Annotated in this window: 15 protein-coding genes and 1 pseudogene; 2 read left to right on the forward strand and 14 right to left on the reverse strand. The window is 63.2% G+C overall.

Annotated elements, in window-relative coordinates; all coding sequences use genetic code 11:
• Positions 1-70: 70 nt before the first annotated feature.
• The 4 genes and pseudogenes from ABIB06_RS33690 to ABIB06_RS33705 all read right to left on the reverse strand — a co-directional run bounded on the left by ABIB06_RS33690 (position 71) and on the right by ABIB06_RS33705 (position 4,191).
• Complete coding sequence (locus ABIB06_RS33690; protein ID WP_502916576.1) at positions 71-1,312, reverse strand: TRAP transporter large permease; 1,242 nt, start codon at positions 1,310-1,312, stop codon at positions 71-73.
• Between the two features lie 303 nt (positions 1,313-1,615).
• Positions 1,616-1,861, reverse strand: a pseudogene (locus tag ABIB06_RS33695) (TRAP transporter small permease); the annotation flags it as partial.
• Between the two features lie 335 nt (positions 1,862-2,196).
• Positions 2,197-3,210 carry a DctP family TRAP transporter solute-binding subunit gene (locus tag ABIB06_RS33700; RefSeq protein ID WP_247441263.1) on the reverse strand — a complete coding sequence of 338 codons (1,014 nt, stop codon included), beginning with the start codon at positions 3,208-3,210 and terminating at the stop codon, positions 2,197-2,199.
• 210 nt (positions 3,211-3,420) lie between these two features.
• Positions 3,421-4,191: a methyltransferase domain-containing protein gene (locus tag ABIB06_RS33705; protein ID WP_354052323.1), complete on the reverse strand. Its 771-nt coding sequence runs from the start codon at positions 4,189-4,191 to the stop codon at positions 3,421-3,423.
• A gap of 157 nt (positions 4,192-4,348) precedes the next feature.
• Between ABIB06_RS33705 and ABIB06_RS33710 the strand changes: the two genes are divergently transcribed.
• Positions 4,349-5,092, forward strand: coding sequence for an SDR family NAD(P)-dependent oxidoreductase (locus ABIB06_RS33710; protein WP_354052325.1), 744 nt, complete (start codon positions 4,349-4,351; stop codon positions 5,090-5,092).
• 81 nt (positions 5,093-5,173) lie between these two features.
• Here the strand turns inward: ABIB06_RS33710 and ABIB06_RS33715 are convergent, their stop codons facing one another.
• The 9 genes from ABIB06_RS33715 to ABIB06_RS33755 form a co-directional block, all read right to left on the reverse strand.
• The gene (locus ABIB06_RS33715) at positions 5,174-6,379 is read right to left on the reverse strand and encodes an ABC transporter substrate-binding protein (protein ID WP_354052326.1); all 1,206 of its coding nucleotides are present in this window, start codon (positions 6,377-6,379) and stop codon (positions 5,174-5,176) included.
• A gap of 26 nt (positions 6,380-6,405) precedes the next feature.
• Positions 6,406-8,097 (reverse strand): AMP-binding protein, encoded by a 1,692-nt coding sequence (locus tag ABIB06_RS33720; protein ID WP_354052328.1) that lies wholly within the window; start codon positions 8,095-8,097, stop codon positions 6,406-6,408.
• Entirely contained in the window at positions 8,084-8,833 is a 750-nt protein-coding gene (locus ABIB06_RS33725; protein WP_354052329.1) for an ABC transporter ATP-binding protein, read from the reverse strand. Before ABIB06_RS33725 ends, ABIB06_RS33720 begins: the two co-directional genes overlap by 14 nt.
• A 2-nt stretch (positions 8,834-8,835) precedes the next feature.
• Complete coding sequence (locus tag ABIB06_RS33730) at positions 8,836-9,594, reverse strand: ABC transporter ATP-binding protein (RefSeq protein WP_354052331.1); 759 nt, start codon at positions 9,592-9,594, stop codon at positions 8,836-8,838.
• Positions 9,591-10,733: a branched-chain amino acid ABC transporter permease gene (locus ABIB06_RS33735; protein WP_354052333.1), complete on the reverse strand. Its 1,143-nt coding sequence runs from the start codon at positions 10,731-10,733 to the stop codon at positions 9,591-9,593. Before ABIB06_RS33735 ends, ABIB06_RS33730 begins: the two co-directional genes overlap by 4 nt.
• A 4-nt stretch (positions 10,734-10,737) precedes the next feature.
• The gene (locus ABIB06_RS33740; protein WP_354052335.1) at positions 10,738-11,610 is read right to left on the reverse strand and encodes a branched-chain amino acid ABC transporter permease; all 873 of its coding nucleotides are present in this window, start codon (positions 11,608-11,610) and stop codon (positions 10,738-10,740) included.
• Between the two features lie 270 nt (positions 11,611-11,880).
• Complete coding sequence (locus tag ABIB06_RS33745; RefSeq protein ID WP_354052336.1) at positions 11,881-12,717, reverse strand: enoyl-CoA hydratase-related protein; 837 nt, start codon at positions 12,715-12,717, stop codon at positions 11,881-11,883.
• Between the two features lie 64 nt (positions 12,718-12,781).
• Positions 12,782-12,955 carry a hypothetical protein gene (locus ABIB06_RS33750; RefSeq protein ID WP_354052338.1) on the reverse strand — a complete coding sequence of 58 codons (174 nt, stop codon included), beginning with the start codon at positions 12,953-12,955 and terminating at the stop codon, positions 12,782-12,784.
• An 84-nt stretch (positions 12,956-13,039) separates the two neighbouring features.
• The gene (locus tag ABIB06_RS33755; RefSeq protein WP_354052340.1) at positions 13,040-14,101 is read right to left on the reverse strand and encodes an isocitrate/isopropylmalate dehydrogenase family protein; all 1,062 of its coding nucleotides are present in this window, start codon (positions 14,099-14,101) and stop codon (positions 13,040-13,042) included.
• A 163-nt stretch (positions 14,102-14,264) separates the two neighbouring features.
• Here ABIB06_RS33755 and ABIB06_RS33760 point away from each other — a divergent pair, with 163 nt between their 5' ends.
• On the forward strand, positions 14,265-15,653 hold the full coding sequence (locus ABIB06_RS33760) for an MFS transporter (RefSeq protein ID WP_354069925.1): 1,389 nt from the start codon (positions 14,265-14,267) through the stop codon (positions 15,651-15,653).
• 4 nt (positions 15,654-15,657) lie between these two features.
• On the opposite strand, the gene ABIB06_RS33765 is transcribed toward ABIB06_RS33760, so the two are convergent.
• On the reverse strand, positions 15,658-17,277 hold the full coding sequence (locus ABIB06_RS33765) for a B12-binding domain-containing radical SAM protein (protein ID WP_354052344.1): 1,620 nt from the start codon (positions 17,275-17,277) through the stop codon (positions 15,658-15,660).
• Between the last annotated feature and the right edge of the window lie 226 nt (positions 17,278-17,503).

The raw sequence follows: 17,503 nt of genomic DNA on the forward strand, positions 1-17,503 counted from the left end.
GCCATGGCGGGAGGACGGCGTGATGCGTAGCCCCGCGCCCAAAGGCGGAGAGGATGCAGCGTGTTCGCAGCTACATGCCCAACAGCCTGGGCAGCCACAGCGACAGGCCCGGCCAATAGGTCACGACCACAAGGAACGCCAGCATGGTCAGGAGCCATGGCCACACCGCGACCGTGAGCTCGGTGATACCCATCTTGGCGATGCCCGAGGCGACGTAGAGATTGAGGCCGACCGGCGGATGGCACAGTCCGACCTCCATGTTGACCGTCATCAGGATGCCGAAATGGATCGGATCGATGCCGAGCTTGATCGCAACCGGAAACAGGATCGGCGCCATGATCAGGATGATCGAGGACGGCTCCATCACGTTGCCCGCCACCAGCAGCAGGAGATTGACGACGAGGAGGAAGCCGATCCAGCCGAGGCCCTGGTCGATCATCCATTGCGCGAGCGCTTGCGGCACGTTCTCGTAAGTCATCAGGAACGAGAACAAGACGGCGTTGGTGATGATGTAGAGCAGCATCGCCGACAGATTTGCCGACGACAGCAGCACGCGCGGCACGTCTCGCAGCTTCAGATCCTTGTAGATGAACACTGCGACGATAAAGGCATACACCGCGCTGACGGCGGCAGCTTCGGTCGGTGTGAACAGGCCGCTGTAGATGCCGCCGATCACGATCACGATCAGCAGGATGCCCCAGATCGATTTGCGGAACGCATCGAACCGCTCGAAGAGGGTTGCTTTCGGCATCCTCGGATAGTCGTTACGCCAGGCCCGATAGAACGTCGTGGCGCCGAGCAGCATGGCGAGCACGAGCCCCGGCACGATCCCGGCGATGAACAGCTTGCCGACGGAGGTATTGGTGGAGACGGCAAAAAGGACCATCGGAATCGAGGGTGGAATGAGAATTCCCAGCGAGCCGGAGGTCGTGATCACGCCCGCCCCGAACCGCTTCGGAAACCCCTGCGCGACCATCGCAGGCAGGATCACCGATCCGATCGCCACCACCGTGGCCGGCGATGAGCCGGAGATCGCGGCGAACAGCGCGCAGGCGACCACGCCCGAGAGCGCAAGGCCGCCGTACCAATGGCCGACCAGCGCGGTCGCAAAGGCGATCATCCGGCGTGCCACGCCGCCATGGGTCAGGAAGTTGCCGGCAAGGATGAAGAACGGGATCGCCATGATCTCGAAGCTCTCGATGCCTGTAAACAGCTTCAGCGCCACCGATTCCGTTCGCACGTCGGTCAGCGTGAACATGAAGCTGAGCACGGTCAGACCGAGCGCAATCGAAATCGGCATGCCCGTGAGCATCAACGACAGCAGAAGGCCGAAAACCACGGCGACACGCAGGCCCTGCGGCAGCGTGATCACGTGCGCCGAATGCGCGAAGCACACGGCGACGATCAGGACCGGCAACAGCATCAGGACCCAGCCGAGTGGGCTGCGTTCGTCGCGGGCGACCTGAGTGCGCGTGACCGGGGCCGGATGAACCGGGTCTGCCTCGACGCCCTCGACGCCGGCCATGTCGTGATGCGGCAGCTCGCCGGTGCGATAGAACGACCAGGCGACTTGCAGGAAGCGGAAGCACATCAGCCCGGAGCCGAGCGGGATGGTGAGATACACCAGCCACATCGGCGCTTCGAGATCGTTGGATTGTTGGCCGGTCTGCCACATCTGGCCGACAAACGCGGCCCCGAAATAGCACACGATGGCGGTGAAAAGGGCGCCGCACATCAGGCCGAAAGTGATGACGCGGCGGCGCGATCCGCCGGGAAGGATGTTGACCAGGACGTCGACGCCGACATGGATGCCGGTGCGTACCCCGTAGGCCGCACCGAATTTCGCCATCCAGATGAACATGTAGATGCAGAGTTCCTGCGCCCAGGACAGGTCGAGAGCGGCAAGCCAGACGAACGCGGCTCGCGCGGGAACGGCCAGCAAGGCCAGGTTGCGCGCCTCCGCCCATTTGGCGATGTCGATCGACAGCCCGGCGCCATAACGGTGCAGCACGGCAACGAAGATGAGCAATGTCGCAGCCGCGATCAACGTCGCGATCAGCCATTCCTCGAGATGATTGAGCACACGATTCAGTACACGCAGCAACTTAGTCCCCCAGCTTGGCTCATCATCAAGAGCAACGGCCGGGAGTGCGATCACCCCCGACCGTTATGGTTGTTCTTATAACGGCGCCGGCGTCAGTTCATCTTGACGTCGAGTTCCTTGGCGAGGAGATCGAGCACCTCCTGCCCGACCCGCCCCTTCGCCCATTTGTAGGTCGGCTGCATCGCCTCCTGCCATGCCTTGCGATCGGCGTCAGTCAGATAATGCAACGTGGTCTTGCCCGTCTTCTTGATCTCGGCCAGCGCATCTTCGTTCTCCTGGCGCGCGATCGAGTTGGTGTAGTCGGTCGCCTCGTTCATCGCCTTTTCGAGCTGGGCGCGGATATCAGGCGGCAGGCCCGACCAGAATTTCGAGTTGACGATGACTGCGTATTGCAGATGCGCGTGATAGGACACGGTGATGTCCTTCTGCACCTCGTAGAACTTCTGCGTCAGGTAGTTCGACGCGGTGTTCTCGCAGCCGTCGACCACGCCCGTCTGCAAAGCCTGGTAGACTTCGGAAAACGCCATGATCTGAGGGATCGAGCCCATGATCCGGAGATATTGGTCGGCGACCTTCGATCCGGAGATGCGGAATTTGAGACCCTGGAAATCGGTCGGCTTCATCAGGGCACGGTTAGCGGAGAGCATGTGGAAGCCGTTGTCCCAATAGGCGAGCCCGGTGATGCCCTTGGTCTCGAGCTTCTGGAACAGCCATTTGCCGATGGTGCCCTTCATCGCGTTGGAATAGGTCGCGTCGTCCTTGAACAGCCAGGGCAGGTCGAGCGCCTCGAACTCCTTGATACCGAGCGGTGCGAACTTCGCGGTCGAGGGCGCGAGCATCTGCACCGAGCCGAGCTGAAGCGCTTCGATCTCCTCCTTGTCCTTATAGAGGGTGGAGTTCGGATAAATTTCGATCTTGACCTTGCCGTCGGTGTACTTCTCGGCAAGCTCCTTGAACTTCAGCGCGCCCTTGCCCTTCGGGGTGTCATTGGCGACGACGTGGCTGAACTTGATGACGATCGGGCTCTGGGCCTGGGCCGAGACGGGAGACAAGGCAGGAGCCAAGAGAACAGACGCGGCGGCGACCGCAAGAAGCAGCTTGCGCATGAAGTAACCTCCCAACAACCTCTAAAAGCGGGTCTTTTTTGCTTTGCAGCCCAGTTTGCGGTCCAGTAGTGGCAGCAATCCGCCACCCGAACAACTAGACCTAAGCCCAATTTGCCGCAGCCAAGCTATCTTGGCGGCGGCTGAATGCGCAACCCGGCACCCGCTCCCATCCCCGAGAGCGAGCGCTTATGTCGCAATGCGGCAGTGCAATCAGCCCTTGCGCTGGGCGACCATGAACAGACGCCGGAACGGGAATAGCGTCTGCCCGGCGGCATTCTTCGGATAGGCCTTCGCGACCCGCTCGCCATAGGCCGCTTCGAACGCGGCCTTCTCGTCGCCCTGCAAGATGTCGAGATAGCGCGTCAGCCAGGTCCCCTTGGTCCACTCCTTCACGGGATTCTCGCCTTCGAGCACCTGCAGATATTCGGTCTCCCAGATGTCGATATTGGCCGACATCGGAGCAAGCAGACCGTGATAGTAGGCCGGCCCTTCGACCGGCGGCGGCGTGACGAGATGCTCGACCTTGGACCGCCAGGGACCGTTGAGCGCGGTCTCGCCGATCAGCACATGCGAGGGGGCCAGAAAGTTGCGCGGCATCTGCACCGCAAGCATGCCGCCGGGCGTCACCTTCTCCATGACCGAAGGAAACAATGCCGCATGATTGGGCAGCCAGTGCAGTGCGGCATTGGAATAGACGACGTCATACTGCTTCGTCGGGCGCCAGTGGCCGAGGTCTTCATGGGACCATTCCACGTCCGGTGCTGCCTTGCGGCCGGCGGCAACCATCTCGGCCGAGCCCTCGACACCCGTCACCGTCGCGTCGGGCCAGCGCTCCTTGATGAGCTTGGTGACATTGCCGGCGCCGGCGCCGAGATCGGCAATCGCACGCGGACCAGAATCCGGAATCCGCATCAACAGGTCGACGGCGGGCCGGAGCCGGTGGCCGGAAAATTTCAGATATTGCTGCGGATCCCAGACCATCGCTCAGCGCCTTTTCTTTTTCATGTTTCCTTCAACGCGGCTCTTGGTTACCACTGCTCGTCCCGGTCGGGCAAATCACCCTGACGGGGACAGTGCAGGAAACGAACAACAAAACGAACAGCAACAAGCAAAAAAGCAAACAAGAGAGCGTGTGATCATGGACCTCGGGCTCAAATCAAAAACCGCTGTCGTCACAGGCGCGAGCGTCGGCATCGGCCGCGCCATCGCCAAGGGTCTCGCCGCCGAAGGCGTGCACGTCGTCGGCGTGGCACGCCGCACCGATCTGCTCGCCGAGCTGGTGAAGGAAGTCGGCTCCGGGCTGATCACGCCGTTCGAGCAGGACGTGATGGAAAAGGACGCGGCGGAGAAGATTTCAGCCTTTGCGCTAAAAGAGCTCGGCCATGTCGACATCCTCATCAACAATGCCGGCGGCAGCCGCCCCCTCCCCGTCGATGCGCCCGACAGCAAATGGGACGAAGCGATCGCGCTGAATTTCACCAGCTACCGCCGCATCGCGCATGCCCTGTTGCCGCAGATGATCGAACGCAAATGGGGCCGCATCGTCAACATCACCGGCAAGTCCGAGCCCGAAGGCCTCAACGCCGCATTCGCGGCGAAAGCCGCCGTGCACGCCTGGGCCAAGGGCCTGTCGCGCGAGATCGGCGAGCACGGCATCACCATCAACTGCATCCCGCCCGGCCGCATCATGAGCGAACAGATCCGCCGCAACTACGCACCGGACTATCGCGAGCGCTTTGCGGAGGAAGAGATCCCCGTCGGCTATTGGGGCGAGCCGGAAGATCTGGCGGCGTTGGCGGTGTTTCTGGCCTCGCCCGTGGCTCGGTACATCACGGGGACGGTGATCCCGGTGGATGGGGGGTTGCGGAGGTATCAGTTCTAAACAGCCCGCCTACCCATCCCATGGCCCTTGGATACGATCGGCGATCCCCGAGATCTTCAGGGATCGCCGATCATCAACAATCTACTTCTCGCTCTTGTACGACTGGTTCTTTGCAATCGTCGTCCAGCGGCCGTTCTTGATCTGGCCGATGGTCGCAGCGGAGACACCGAGATGGTTGTCCTTCGAGAACGACACCGGCGCACCGCCAAAGATGTCTTCGAACACCTTGCCCGATTCCATCGCGGCAATCAGCGTCTCCGTCGTCAGGTTCTTCCCGGCGAGACCGGCATAGAACGCGAACGCCATGAAGCCGTCATAGCCGGAGGTCGACTGCAGATTGGGATCGACGCCGAACATCTTGCGATAGGCTTCGATGAACTCCTTCACCTTACCGGTCGCCGTGTCGGGATAGAAAATCTCGGTCTGGCCGACGCCGAAAATGCCTTCGGTGGCGTCCTTTCCGAGCTCGTGCAGGTCGGGCACGTAGCTCGGTGACGACACCACGAACAGCGGCGTCCAGCCGAGCTTCTTGGCGGCGGTGACGATGCCGACGGACTCGCGCACAACCGAGCCGAGCGCGACAAGATCGCAGCCATCGGCCTTCATGCGCGCGACCTGCGAGTTGAAGTCGGTCGCACCACGCTTGAACGACACGCGCGTCGCCTCGGGTACTTTCAAATCCTTGAGCTGATCGGAGTAGGCGTCGGTAAAATTCTTCCCCATCTCGTCGTCCTGATAGACGATGCAGGGCTTCTTGACGCCGTTCTTCTCCATCACATATTTGATGCCCAACCGCATCGTGTCGTAGTACGGACTGAACATGTTGAACTTCAGCCGGTCCTCGGGCTTGGCCGGATCCATCTTGAAGGTGAATTCCGCGGCCGTGATCGGGAACAGATGCGTCAGGCCCGCGCCCTGCACCAGCGGCATCGGCGCCAGCGTGGTCGCCGAGCCCATCGCCGAGACGATCGAGAACGCCTTGTCGAGTTCGATCAGCTTCTGGGTCTGCAGCACGGCCTTCTTGGGATCGTAGCTGTCGTCTTCCAGGATGAGCTTGACCTTGCGGCCGTTGATGCCGCCTGCGGCATTGATCTGCTCGACCGCGAGTTTCATGCCGGACGAGGCCGGCACGCCCCACGACTTGATCGGCCCGGAGAGGTCCATATGCGTGCCGATCACGATCTCCGTGTCGGTGACGCCCTGCGTCTTGAACTGTGCGAGCGCGGGTTGCGCCGCCAGTCCCGTGAGCGCGACGATCGCGGCTGACAAAAGGAAACGTGAGGTCATGACTACTATTTCTCCCTGTGCTCTGGTTATGCGCTCTGTGAGATGGCGCTTTCTCTTGACAAACGGTCTTGCGGACGCAGCAATCGGCGGCGCAGCACCAGCATGGCGCTGATTTCGGGATCGCCAGGGCCGAGCGAGCGATCGATCAATGTGAAATCGTCGATTTTGAACGGCGCCCGCGCATTGGTCTCCGCGATCACGCGGCCGATCAGCGCGCGGATCTCGTCCGAGCGGCAAAGGCTGAGAAAGTGCGTGAACGGAATGCTGTTGTCCTGCGCGAACTTGATGACGGGGTCCGGGTCCATCAGGACAGCAGCGATCACCCGCCCCTTGTCGTCGCGATGCAGGAAGGCGTCGGCGACGTAGGGCGACGTCACGAGGTCGGCCTCACTCTTCAGCGAAGCCGCACCGCTGTCGAGTTGGTCCGCGATACGTCCCGCGGGATGCGGCTGGCCGGCATGGACGACATCGCCGCTGTACCACCAGCCGTCACGGATGGCATTCGCAGTCTCGCCGGCGTAGCCGACAAACAGCGCGTCGGATCGCAGCCGGATTTCGCCGGACGCGAGCGTCTCTAGCGTGACGCCGTCGAGCGTTCTGGGCGTACCGCGATGTGCGATGAGGGTTACGACCCCTCCGGACTCGGCGTGGCCGTAAGCGTCGGTGAGCGGCCGCCGGATCGCCCCGAACCAGGCGCCGACATCGGCGCGCGCCGGCGCACCGGTCGTCAGACAAAGCCGCGCCCGGGATAGACCGATGCGATGCCGGACCGGCCCCATAACCAGGGCATCGAGAAGCGGATTGGGCCCGTCGCTTCCTGGCTTCACAGCCATCGCGATCGTGCGGCGCTGAAAGGCAGTCGCTTCCGCCGCGGCGAGCTCGACGCCGGACTTCAGCTTCGCCCACATCCGCGGTGGCGCCTGCACGATTGTCGGCTGCAACTCCCGGAGATCGCTGAGCGCCGTTTCGCGGCTTTCGGGGAAATTGATAATGCACCCCGCCAGCAGCGAAGCGTAGACGCCGACCACGCGCTCCATCACATGATGCAGCGGTGTCAACGACAGGCGCTCGTCCTTCTCGTTCAATTGCAGCTCGCCGGCAATGCGCGCTGCCTGCCGGCCGAGCGCGGCTTGCGTGAGCAAGGCGCCGCGCGCCGGCGCCGTGACGCCCGATGTCATCACGATCGCAGCGACCGATGTCGCGGCCGGCGCGGGAAGAGGACCAACGCCATCGCCGCGGGCCTGCAGCTCCGCAAGGGTCATTACGTGATCGACGCGCGCGCCGTCGTCCCACTGCTCGTGCATGACGACGATTAGCCGCAATCCCGGGCAGCGATCGCGGATGCCGAGCGCCCGGTGCAGGTGCGTATCGCCGGCAACGAACAGAATGGTGACGGAACAGAGATTGAGGAGACGCGCCAGTTCGTTTGCGTCGACATCCGCGTCGAGCCCCGCCGAGACGCCGCTGGCGGCCATAATGCCGAGGTCGGCGAGCACCCAATCCGCACAGGTGTCGCCGCAGATGGCCGCGACGTCCTTATCCTGCAGTCCGACCGCGCGCAGGCCGCGCGCGATCGCATTGACGCGTGTCGCAGTTTCCGTTCCGCTGAGCGGCTGCCAGAGGCCGTAGCGCTTCGAGCGCATGACGGTGGCCTCGCCGTGCGCTGCGAGGGCCGCAACAAGACGTACCGAGAGTGCCTCGCTATCAGCGCCCGCCATGACCACCTTCGCTGTGCATACCAAGATAGAATTCGCGAATCTGATCCGACTGGAGCAGGTTGGCGCAAGTGTCGTGCATCACGACGCGACCGACCTCCAGCACATAACCGTAGTGCGCCGTCTCCAGCGCCATCTTCGCGTTCTGCTCGACCAGCAGTATCGAGACGCCTTCCTCCGCATTGAGCCGGCGAATGATCGTAAAAATCTCCTTCACGAGCAGCGGCGACAGCCCGAGCGACGGCTCGTCCAGCAGCAGCACTTTTGGGCGGCTCATCAGGGCGCGGCTGATCGCGAGCATCTGCTGCTGGCCGCCGGAGAGCTGACCCGCAATCTGGTTCTGCCGCTCGCGCAGCACCGGAAAATAGTCGAACACCTTCTCCAGATCGCTGGCGATCGTCTTGCCGTCTTTGCGGATGTAGGCGCCCATCCGTAAGTTGTCGCGGACGGAAAGGAACGGAAACACCTCACGCCCTTCCGGCACATGGCTTATGCCGAGCCGAACGACCTTGTCCGGCTCCATCGAGCCGATTTTGCGGCCCTCGAATTCGACCGTGCCCTTCACGGGATCGAGCACGCCGGAGATGGTCTTGAGGATACTGGTCTTGCCGGCGCCGTTGGCGCCGAGCACGGTGACGATCTGCCCCTGCATCAGGTCGAGGCTGATGCCGCGGATCGCGGTGATCGGCCCGTAAGTGCTCTCGACATTGGCGAGACGCAGGATCGGTTGCGTGTCCATCGTCATGTCCCGAGATAGGCCGCAATGACGTCGGGATGGCCCTGCACTTCCGCCGCCGTGCCGAGCGCCATCATCTTCCCGTAGTTCAGCGCGAGTACGCGGCTGGAGACGCGGTTGACCAGCGACATGTCGTGCTCGACCATCAGCACGGTGACGCGGAGGCGGCGGTTGATCTCCAGTATCCATTCCGCCATCGCGTTGGTCTCCTCGACGTTGAGGCCGGACGACGGCTCGTCGAGCAGCAGCAACGTCGGTCCGACGCACAGCGCTCGCGCAACTTCGATGACCTTGCGGACGCCATAGGGAAGCGCGCCGATCGTGGTGTCGCGGTACTTCTGCAATCGCAACACGTCCATGACCTCCTCGGCCGCGCGCCGGTGCGCGACTTCCTCGTCGCGAACCTTCTTCGTGCGGAGAATGTCCTGCCAGGCCCGCGTGGTCGAATGCCGGTGGCGGCCGACGAGAAGATTCTGCAAGGTCGAGGCGCTCTCGAACAGCTCGATGTTCTGGAACGTCCGCGCGATGCCTCGCCCGGCAATCTGCTGCGCCGAGAGCCGCGTGACGTCCTCACCGCGAAAGATGATCTGGCCTGCACTCGGCGTGTAGAGCCGGCTGATGAGGTTGAACAGCGTGGTCTTGCCCGCGCCGTTCGGCCCGATGATGGTGAAGACCTCGCCCTCGTTGAGTCCGAAAGAGATATCGTCCACGGCCGTCAGGCCGCCGAACTTCACCGTCAGGTTCTTGACGTCGAAGAAGGTCATCGGCGCTCGGACTTCAGGAACATGCGGGGCGGACGGGCGCTGCGTTGGCGCGCCAGCGGAAATTGCTTGAAATACGCTTTGACGCGCTGCCAGCGGCCGTCGAGGCCCATCGGCTCGTAGATGATGAAGACGATGATGATGATGCCGAAGATCAGCGATTTGAGACCGGGCGCATTGACCACGCGCAGGACCCCGGCCTGTATCGCCTGGGTCACGGCGTCAGGCAGGAACAGCCCGTGAGTCAGCGCATCGACCCACAACGGAACCTTGTCTTTGAGGATGATCAGCAGCGGATCGGCCATGATCATGAATATCGCGCCGAACACTGCGCCCCTCAGGCTCACCAACCCGCCGATGATGATGATCATGACGAAATCGATCGACACGGCCAGGCTGAACATCTCCGGCGAGATGAACGACATCTTGTGCGCATAGAGCGCGCCCGCGATTCCAGTGATGCCGGCGGACAACGCGAAGGCGGTGGTCTTGTAGCGCGCGGTGTCGATGCCCATGCTGCGCGCCGCAGTCTCGGAGTCCCGGATCGCCATGAAGGAGCGCCCGGTGGAGGAGCGGATGATGTTAATGGCGGCGAGGATCACCAGCACGGTGACGAGCAAGCAGAGGTAATAGAAGCCCTCGGTGCCGAGCTTCAACCCGAACACGGACGGCGGAGGCAGCATCATTCCTTCGTTGCCATGGGTGACGCTCTCCCAGCGCGCGATGATCTCCTCGACGATGAAGGCAAAGGCGAGCGTGGCGATGGCGAGGTAGATTCCGTGCAGCCGGAGCGCCGGCAGCCCGACGAGATAGCCCGCGATGCCGGTGAAGACGCCGGCGAGCGGGAGATAAAGCACCAGCGGAATCCCATGCTTCTGGGCAACCGCAGTGAAGTAGGCTCCGATCGCGAGGAAGGCGGCGTGACCGATCGAGACCTGCCCGGCCTGCCCCGACAGAATATTCAGCGCCACGCCGACGATGGCGTAGATCATGATGAAGACGAGTTGGCTGAGATAGTAGGATTCCACCACGTAAGGTGCCGCGATAAGGCCTGCGAGCAGAACGGCGTACCAGAACACTGCAGCCTTCGACGGAAACAGCGGATCGCTGTCGCCGTAATCGGTGCGGACGTGATGCGCCATTGCCCTACACCTTCTTGACGGCATTGAGGCCGAACAGGCCCTGCGGCTTCCACAGCAGGACGGCGAGCAGGACGACATAGGCGGCGACGTCCTTGAACCCTTCCGGCAGATAGAAGCCGGACAGCGACTCGACGATGCCGATGGTAATTCCGCCGGCGACCGCACCGGGGATCGAGCCAAAGCCACCGAGCACGGCCGCCGGAAATGCCTTGATGCCGAGGAAGCCGAGATTAGCGTGGATCAGCGTGATCGGCGCCAGCAATATCCCGGCGGCGCACGCAACCATCGCTGAGAGGCTCCAGACCAGCGAGAACATCCGCTTGACCGGAATGCCCATGTAATAGGCCGCGAGCATGTTCTGCGACGTCGCCTGCATCGCGATACCGATCCGCGTATAACGAAAGAAGGCGTACAGCGCGGCACAAAGCAGCACCGTCGCGACAATGATGGAGAGCGCGTCCCACGCGATAACGAGCCTGCCGATCGTGAATACGCCATCGGTGAACGGCGTCTCGATCCGCAAATCATCCGTGCCCCAGATGATGCCGACCAGCGCGCGGATCACAAGCCCGAGGCCGATCGTCGCCATCACGATCGAGAATTGCGGGTATCCGAGGATAGGCCGGAGCACGAGCCGCTCCATGATCGCGCCGAGAATGGCCATCGCGATCACGCACAGCAGGAACGACAGCCAGTAATTCAACCCGAGCGTGGTGATGAAGGTGACCGACATGAACGCGCCGAGCATCATGATCTCGCCCTGCGCGAAATTCACCACCTCGGTCGCCTTGTAGATCAGCACGAACCCGAGGGCGATCAGCCCATAGACACACCCCAGCGCGACGCCGCTAATCAATTGCTGCGTGAAATCGAGCATTTCCGTCCCAATGGCGCCGTGCGCCTGTTTTTTTCGATATGAGGACGGTCGATGTTGTTAGTCAAGCAGCTAATTAATTCAGCGCTGCGACCATCGAATGAGACGTGATAGCGCGCTCAATGGTCTCGTTTAGCGCCTTGCCACAAGACTTGCTGCATGCGGCGAAGTGCGTGCAACTGAAATGTGTCTAGGCGCTATCGTTGGTACCTTCGCCGATCGCTTGTCAAAGCTCGCGCTACCTGAAGTCGTGTTCGCCGACGGCACGGCGGCTTACTCCTTCTTCGTCCGATAGTCCCCGAACGCTGTGTCGCGCTGGTCGAGTTGGGCTTTCACGCTGCTGCCATCGCGGCGAAAGCTGCCCATGTAGGCCTTGCTCGCCTCAGTGGTGAAGGCCAGCGCCTGGATCTCGGTGCCGGCACGGATCGCGGCGCGGGCGCCCATGATCTCCATCGCGCGGTGCACGCTGCGCTTGTTGAGCTGCTGCAGCTCGACCGGAACCTTGGCAGCGCGCTCGGCGAAATCGAGCGTCTTCTCCTCCAGCTCGGCGAGCGGGAAGGATCGTGTCGCATAGCCCCACTCGGCGGCTTCACGGCCGGACATCGCATCGCCCGTAAGCATCAGCTCCATGGCGCGTCGCATGCCGACCAGCCACGGATGGTACTGCATATCGGGCGGGCTCATCAGACGCACCGGCGGATATCCGATCTGTGCGTCGTCGGCGACGTAGACCACGTCGCAGGCGGTGGCGAGCTCGGTGCCTCCGGCAAGGCAGTAGCCGTGCACCTGCGCGATCACGGGCTTGGCGAGATCCCATATCCGAAACCAGCCTTCGACCACGTGACGCGACCATTGGCCCGGCCCCGACGCCGAATGATAGGGCTGGTCGACGCGATTGTCGGCGGAAAGATCGTAACCTGCCGAGAAGCACGGCCCTGCGCCGCGCAGGATCGTGATCGAGACATCGCCATCGCGATCGGCCTCTTCGAGCATCTTGAATATCTCGCTGCGCAGGCGATTGTTCAGTGCGTTGCGCTTCTCCGGCCGATTCAACGTGATGCGCCGGACGCGCGGACGCGGGTCGTCGACGATGATGTGCTGGTAGCTCATGAGTTCCTCCCGATCGCCAGGCTTTTTGCCTTTGACAAGTTCATGCCCGAGATCAGGAGGGCTGTCATCGGTCGGGAATGCAGAGCACCCTGCCGGCAGCAGCGCGGGCGGAAGCCACGAAGGTCTTCGGCCGGATCGCAATCAGCATAACATCCTGCCAGTGTTTTGCCCGACGGGTCAACGTGATCGCGGCACGGAATGTCGTCGTGACGCGGTTCGGAAATCCCTTATCGATCAAGGGGCCTTCTACTGTGCATGGGGTTGTTTTCGCGTTTTTTGTTTTGGCCCCTAAGAAAAAAGCGCAAGGACCCGCAGAAGCACCTCACCCGGCCTGCAAGATCTCCGCGATCGCAGCCCCGGCCGCGATCGTGCCGAGCTTGCCGCCGACGTCGCGCGTCGCCCTGCCCTCTCCGATCGCCGTCGCCACCGCCGCCTCGATCGCTCGCGCGGCTTCCTCGTAACGAACCGCGCCGCTGTTCTCGCCATGCCAGGCCAGCAGCAACGCCGTCGACAGGATCAGCGACACCGGATTGGCGACGTCCTGGCCTGCAATGTCAGGCGCCGAGCCGTGCGCCGCCTGCGCCATGGCGAAGCGGTCGCCGACATTGAGCGAGCCGCCGAGGCCGAGGCTGCCCGAGAGCTCGGCCGTGAGATCCGACAGGATATCGCCGAACATGTTGGTGGCGACGATGACGTCGAAGCGGTCGGGGTTGCGCACCACATGCGCCATCATGGCGTCGACCAGGATGTCGTCGACCGCGAGGCCGGGATAGCCTTTCGCCGCCTCGCGGCAGATATCCAGAAACATGCCGTCGCCGATCTTGAGCACGTTGGCCTTGTGCACGATGGTCAGATGCCTGCGCCGCTTCATCGCGAGACGGCAGGCGGCGTGCGCGATGCGCTCGCAGCACAGGCGCGTGATCCGGCGCAGCGAGATCACGACGTCTGGCGTAACCAGCATCTCGCCATTGCCCTGCTCCATGTTGCGGTCGGCGTAAAACCCCTCGGTGTTTTCGCGCACCACGACGAGGTCGAAATCGCCGACGCGGCCGGGACTCCCTGCATAAGTGCGCGCGGGCCTGACATTGGCATACAGGTCGAGGTTCTTGCGGAAATGCCGCGACGGATTGATCTCGCCATGCGCCTCGTCCTTGAAATCGAACGTCGCGGTCGGCCCCAGGATCAGGCCGTCGGCGGCGCGGACGATGTCGAGCAGCTCGGGACGCACGGTCGTGCCGAACTGCTTGAGGCTCGCATGCCCGATCGCGTGCTCCTCCAGCCGCAAATTGAGCTGGAAGCGCTCGGAGGCCGCGCGCAGCACGCCTGATGTCGCGGTCGTGATCTCCGGTCCGATGCCGTCACCGGGCAGAACGACGATGTGCATGGCGATCCCCTGAAATTGCAGCAGCGATCATACGCCGGCGCGCAGGCTCATCGCCCAGCCTTCGCGCATACACAGCATGCAAGCATATGCCTGTGGCAGGCGGCCCGGCCGTAGTACATGCCGAGTCCTTATCAGCCACGCCGCCGGAGCAACGCGCAAGGCAATGACAATCACGTTACCTGCTGCCGCGCGCGAGCCCGACCACACCATTTCCGACGGCCTGCCGGTCGCGCGGCGGCGCTGGGCGATCGCCGCGATCTTCACCGCGCTTGCGATGGCCTCGCTCGACACCGCGATCGCCAACATCGCGCTGCCCGCCATTGCCGCCGATCTGCATGTCACACCGGAGCAGTCGGTCTGGGTGGTCAACGTCTATCAGATCGCGCTGGTGGCGACGCTGCTGCCGCTCGGGGCGCTCGGCGAGATCGTCGGGCACCAGCGCATCTATCTCGGCGGCCTGATCCTGTTCACCATCGCCTCGCTGTTCTGCGCGGTGGCGTGGTCGCTGGACAGCCTCTTGGTTGCGCGCACGCTGCAAGGGCTCGGCGCCAGCGGCATCATGAGCGTCAACACTGCGCTGGTGCTCTTCGTCTATCCCAGCCGGATGCTTGGCCGTGGCTTCGGCCACAACGCGCTGGTGGTCGCGACCGCCTTCACCTTCGGGCCGTCGATTGCCTCCGCCATCCTGGCGGTCGGCCCATGGCCGTGGCTGTTTGCTGTCAACATACCGTTCGGCCTTGTCGCGATCGGCATCGGCTTTGCGATGCTGCCGAAGACGCCGCGCGCCGATCACGGCTTTGACTTTCTCGGCGCGATCCTGGCGTCGGCCTGCCTCGGCCTGTTCATCACGGGCATCGGCAGCGCCGCGCATAATCTGTCGCCGGTGGTCGTGGGCATCGAGCTGGTCACGGCGCTCGTGCTCGGCTTCGTCCTAACGCGCCGCCATGCCGACCATCCGGCGCCGATGCTGCCGATCGACCTGTTCAGCCGGCCGATGTTCGCGCTGTCGGCGGCGACGGCCGTGTGCTCCTTTGCGGTGCAGGGCCTCGCCTTCGTCTCGCTGCCGTTCTATTTCGAGGACGTGCTGGGCCGCTCGCAGGTCGAGACCGGATTTTTCATGACGCCGTGGCCGCTGGTGGTCGGCATCATGGCGCCGATCGCGGGGCGTCTCTCCGACCGGCATGCGGTCGGATTGTTGGGCGGCATCGGCCTCGTGCTGCTCGGCATCGGCATGGCGCTGCTCGCGACGCTTCCGGCCAATCCCGCGATCCCCGACATCATCTGGCGGATGGTGATCTGCGGCATGGGGTTCGGGTTCTTCCAGGCGCCGAACATGAAGGCGGTGATGTCGAGCGCGCCGCCTCACCGCAGCGGCAGCGCCTCGGGCATCGTCGCAACCGCGCGACTGACCGGGCAGACCACGGGAGCGGCACTCGCCGCCCTGTGCTTTGCCCTCGCCGGTCACGACGGCGCCATCGTCGCGTTGGCACTTGGCGCCGGCTTTGCCGCACTCGGCAGCGTGATGAGCTTCTTGCGGCTGGCGGTGAAGTAGCCCCTCAAGCCAGATGTCGAGCCGCCGTCGCGTCGATCGTCGCCACCGGAATGACCGTCTCCTCATCGAGCGCAGCGAGGCGTGCGTCGATGGCATCGATGACCTTGCGCGAGAACGGTCCGAGATGCGCATAGGCAGCGATCATCTGCACGGCGATCCGCGCCGATGACGTGTCGCGCTTGGCGCAGTTCATGAAGGTCTGCCAGAGCGGCCCACGCGCCTCGGGAAGGGCTGTGACCACCTTGTGCACCGTTTCCATCGCGCCGATCCGGGCGCGGATATCGCCTTCCGCGAGCTCCTGGCGCTGGCGAGAGCGGTCGAGCAGCGTCATCAGACGGTCGATGCGCCTCGCATAGGCCGTCGGGCTGTAGATCTGCTCCAGCACGCGCTTGTAGTCCATCAGGATGTCGCGCAACGGGCGCACCGGATCGAAGTTGATCCCGGCGGTACACTGATCGGCGCCGATGGTCGGCGCCAGGTCGTGGCCCGGGTGCAGCCGGCCTTCGCGCTCCAGGCGGCGCGTAAGCTGCGTGTTCGGCAAGGCATAGAGCAGGCCGACCATGCTGACGGGGATCGCCGCCTCTTCGATGAAGTCGATCATGGCATCCGCCATCGAGAGCTTCTCATTGTCGAAGCCGACGATAAAACCCGCGGTGACGAGCATGCCCGCGGCGTAGATTTTGTGGATGCTCTCGGCGATGTTGCGCCGCGTGTTCTGCTTTTTCCGCATCGCGACCAGCGTCGCCGGGTCCGGACTTTCGATGCCGACGAAGATGGCGAAGAAGTTCGCCGCACCCATCAGGTTCAATAGCTCGGGATCGTCGGCCAGATTGACCGAGGCTTCAGTCGACAATTCGAAGGGATAGCCGTGAGCGCGTTGCCATTCGGCGAGCTGGGGCAGGAACAGCCGGAGCGACTTCTTGTTGCCGATGAAATTGTCGTCGACGAAGTCGAGATGGCCGCGGTAACCCATTGCGTAGAGCGTATCGAGCTCGATCAGGATCTGCGCGTTTGTCTTGGTCCGCGGCACGCGTCCATAGAGCTCGATGATGTCGCAGAACTCGCAGGTAAACGGACAGCCGCGCGAATACTGCACACCGAGATAAAGGTAGTCCTCGAACTTCAGCAGGTCGAAGCGCGGCACCGGCGTCTTGGTGACGTCGGCCTGGAATTTCGGTGCGATGAAGACGCCGGACCGTGCGCCACTGTCCCAGGCCGCGATGAATTCGTCGATGACGCTCTCGGCCTCGCCGAGCACCTGGAAGTCGGCCCTCTCATAGATGTGGGGGCTCGATGTGGGATCGGGACCGCCGACCACCACCGGCTTGCCCGCGGCACGGCACGTTTCGATCAGGCGCAGCGTGTCGGCCTGCTGCGGCATCATTCCGCCGGTGAAGACGACGTCGGCCCAGGACAGATCCTCGTCGCCGAAGGATTCCGTGTTGCAATCGATCAGCCGGACCGTCCAGCTCTCGGGCAACATCGCGGCAACGGTGATCAGGCCCAAAGGGGCGGCGGGGCGCTTCACGCCCAACACTTTGCAGGATTCGCCAAAGCTCCAGAAGGATTCTGCCGAGAACAGCGGATAGAGCATCAGGACGTTGCAAGGCTGCGGTGCGTTCATGGAACCCCTTTTGGCTTGATCCCACTGTAGCAGAGCATTGTCGACTTGCACCCCGGCAAAACGGACAAACTGTCGCTCTCGGTTCCAAGGGTGTCTGCCCGCGGAAGCCGGCATACGTCGCCCCAAGCCGTGCCGCGGGCGTCCAAGCAGGGTCCAGCCAGGGTCCAGCCACCCCTCAGACTGTTGATTTGAAGGTTTCCAATTTGCCGGACACATTGCGCCCCTG

It is taken from the genome of Bradyrhizobium sp. LB8.2, assembly GCF_040548035.1.
In the GTDB taxonomy this organism is placed as follows: Bacteria; Pseudomonadota; Alphaproteobacteria; order Rhizobiales; family Xanthobacteraceae; genus Bradyrhizobium.

What these genes read in the sequence shown, in the direction of transcription:
- ABIB06_RS33745 (WP_354052336.1), bottom strand. Translation starts at nt 12,717, where the DNA reads ATGAGCTACCAGCACATCATCGTCGACGACCCGCGTCCGCGCGTCCGG.
- ABIB06_RS33705 (WP_354052323.1), bottom strand. Translation starts at nt 4,191, where the DNA reads ATGGTCTGGGATCCGCAGCAATATCTGAAATTTTCCGGCCACCGGCTC.
- ABIB06_RS33725 (WP_354052329.1), bottom strand. Translation starts at nt 8,833, where the DNA reads ATGGACACGCAACCGATCCTGCGTCTCGCCAATGTCGAGAGCACTTAC.
- ABIB06_RS33690 (WP_502916576.1), bottom strand. Translation starts at nt 1,312, where the DNA reads ATGCTCACGGGCATGCCGATTTCGATTGCGCTCGGTCTGACCGTGCTC.
- ABIB06_RS33740 (WP_354052335.1), bottom strand. Translation starts at nt 11,610, where the DNA reads ATGCTCGATTTCACGCAGCAATTGATTAGCGGCGTCGCGCTGGGGTGT.
- ABIB06_RS33715 (WP_354052326.1), bottom strand. Translation starts at nt 6,379, where the DNA reads ATGACCTCACGTTTCCTTTTGTCAGCCGCGATCGTCGCGCTCACGGGA.
- ABIB06_RS33730 (WP_354052331.1), bottom strand. Translation starts at nt 9,594, where the DNA reads ATGACCTTCTTCGACGTCAAGAACCTGACGGTGAAGTTCGGCGGCCTG.
- ABIB06_RS33760 (WP_354069925.1), top strand. Translation starts at nt 14,265, where the DNA reads ATGACAATCACGTTACCTGCTGCCGCGCGCGAGCCCGACCACACCATT.
- ABIB06_RS33710 (WP_354052325.1), top strand. Translation starts at nt 4,349, where the DNA reads ATGGACCTCGGGCTCAAATCAAAAACCGCTGTCGTCACAGGCGCGAGC.
- ABIB06_RS33735 (WP_354052333.1), bottom strand. Translation starts at nt 10,733, where the DNA reads ATGGCGCATCACGTCCGCACCGATTACGGCGACAGCGATCCGCTGTTT.
- ABIB06_RS33720 (WP_354052328.1), bottom strand. Translation starts at nt 8,097, where the DNA reads ATGGCGGGCGCTGATAGCGAGGCACTCTCGGTACGTCTTGTTGCGGCC.
- ABIB06_RS33765 (WP_354052344.1), bottom strand. Translation starts at nt 17,277, where the DNA reads ATGAACGCACCGCAGCCTTGCAACGTCCTGATGCTCTATCCGCTGTTC.
- ABIB06_RS33700 (WP_247441263.1), bottom strand. Translation starts at nt 3,210, where the DNA reads ATGCGCAAGCTGCTTCTTGCGGTCGCCGCCGCGTCTGTTCTCTTGGCT.
- ABIB06_RS33755 (WP_354052340.1), bottom strand. Translation starts at nt 14,101, where the DNA reads ATGCACATCGTCGTTCTGCCCGGTGACGGCATCGGACCGGAGATCACG.